Here is a 2,170-nt window from a genome sequence, read left to right on the forward strand (position 1 = left end):
TAAAAGAAACGCAGAGATTTCACAAGCGCTGCAGAGTCTTGGCAATCAAATGGCAAATTCTACGGGCCCTGAAAGGGTTGAAGCCATAACTCGCTTTGGAGCTGACTTTGTAGTTCCGGGAAAAATTATACATGCAGTTGGTGGAATTTGTGGAGCTGTAAGGTCACAAGCTAAAATCATGCGCACACTTGAGGGTGCAGCATTTGTCCTTGCTGATGAGTTAGGATTTGAAGAAGTATCTCAAGAATTAGCTCTTGCAACTGAACAATTAGAAATAGTCGCACAAGAAAACATAGCAAACAATCTTGCTTATGAATTGATGGAAATAGAAGCTAATATTAACAAACCTGTGTCAATATCGAGACCAGCTCAGGCGATTGTTCAAGATATTAGAAACCTTGGAGGAATATTGCCTTATTCTGAGGTTGATTTATGTATAGATCTAAAACATATGTTTGATCATTCATTTCCAAAAGTTAATATATTGATTGATCAATCGACTTTAAGACAATTTAGACAGAAAGTTTATGTGTGTGAGGGATCGTCAATGAAGGTTAATTTGGACATAGATCATATTATTAATTTTGAGAGTAAATTGGTTCGTAACAATAAATTACAGGCTTTTGAAATACAATTTAAAGGTGGTCACCTAGCTGGTATTTGTAATAGATTAGAGTCTACCGGGATGGTAAAAATTATTGAAGCAAACACTCTTTCAAATGGCTGTTTAGAATATACCTTAGAGAATTCTTTTAATGGCGCTAAATTTACTAAAACAGAATTCCCGGCTCATTGGGATTATGAAAAAATAATTAAGAGTTGTTGGGATGTTTTTGAAAATCCTATAAGTGAAGACATTTTGTCTCGGGATAATGTGCATTATTACAGAATGGGAATAATCGATAATGTCTTTGAGATGAGCATAATGTTTAAACGACCTACTGATGAAATTTGTAATATTGTTACAGCATTGCCATATATCAAAAGAGCGGTATGAAGAAAATATTTTTGAAACTAAATAATGTTCTTGCAGGTTATTGGATTATTGAAGACGCAGGCTCTAGAAATTTTGAGCTATATAATTTGTATTTAGCCTTAGATCCGATTGAAGATGGGCAGGTTCAGGTTACAGATTATAATGGAACAGTATTGATTTGGTCGTTGGATAGCTTTAAAGAATCAGCGCAAATTGAATTTCAAACAGACAAAGAAAAACATGATTTTGATAGATCATATTATAAATATTATGATAAGCGCTGGAAAGAAATGCCTAAAATAGAAGTGACTAGTAAAGACTATCAAGATCTGAAAGTTAAATGGACAAAAATCATAGAAGAAAAGCCAGAATATGTAATATTTTCACTCGATGACTCTGGTCCTATTCATACTGTTGATGTGGTTGGTAAAAATGAACTTTCTGAGCAAGATATCATCGATTCAAAACAAGAGCATGAAAAGTTTTTAAGATATGAAAAAGCTATAAATTTATACAGAAATAGCTTGGTTGATTATAGTGATGTATGGCGATCCTCTGCTGATGATGAGTATGATTCAGACATAGAAAAGCATTACAATAAAAAGTCTACTGGATGGATTAAAACTATAAAACGCAAGCTTGGATTTTAGATATATTTAAGCTTTTTGATCGGCATTATCAATCTCTTGTATAATTCTTTTTTGAAACAGGACACAGGAAAAGCGATCTGTTTTGTTTTAGAAACCGCTGCGCTAAACAGTTCAGAAATTGTTCTAGAATTCCCAGAAATTTATGAAAGACAAACAACAATGTATACAAAAGAACAGTTTGGCTACCAACTAAAGCGCCTAACAGCAGAACAAACTGACATTAATCTTATTAGTGATTGGGCGCATGAACTGTACGCACAGTATTTAACAGATCCAGGATCTAACCTAGACGACATACTATTAGTGTTGGCAATGATGGATGCTGGTCCAGAATTCGAATTATCTTATGAAAGATTAAATGAAATTGCAGATAGATTAATCGCTGGCAAAGATGTTAAACTATAGGAAAAACAATGTGTGCAAAAGCAAAAAAATGATATACTTTTTGCATGAGTAAAATACAAAGTTATTTCGAATGTCTTCAATGTTCTTATCAAACCGTAAAATGGATCGGTTGTTGTCCAGAGTGTAAAGCCTGGAACAG

At 33.7% G+C, this 2,170-nt stretch carries 3 protein-coding genes; all 3 read left to right on the forward strand.

The genetic code is table 11. The features are described from left to right. Positions 1-997: hypothetical protein (locus tag NTU89_03610; protein ID MCX5923622.1), on the forward strand; the 997-nt coding region annotated here is incomplete at its 5' end. Then, positions 994-1,626, forward strand: a complete 633-nt coding sequence (locus tag NTU89_03615) for a hypothetical protein (protein MCX5923623.1) — start codon at positions 994-996, stop codon at positions 1,624-1,626. The genes NTU89_03610 and NTU89_03615, both read left to right, overlap by 4 nt. A gap of 51 nt (positions 1,627-1,677) precedes the next feature. Then, positions 1,678-2,031: a hypothetical protein gene (locus NTU89_03620; GenBank protein MCX5923624.1), complete on the forward strand. Its 354-nt coding sequence runs from the start codon at positions 1,678-1,680 to the stop codon at positions 2,029-2,031. The last annotated feature ends 139 nt before the right edge of the window (positions 2,032-2,170 follow it).

It is taken from the genome of Candidatus Dependentiae bacterium (assembly GCA_026389065.1).
Lineage (GTDB): Bacteria > Babelota > Babeliae > Babelales > Chromulinivoraceae > JACPFN01.

Excerpts from the sequence above, each read along its gene's own strand:
- NTU89_03615 (MCX5923623.1), top strand. The coding sequence starts at position 994 with ATGAAGAAAATATTTTTGAAACTAAATAATGTTCTTGCAGGTTATTGG.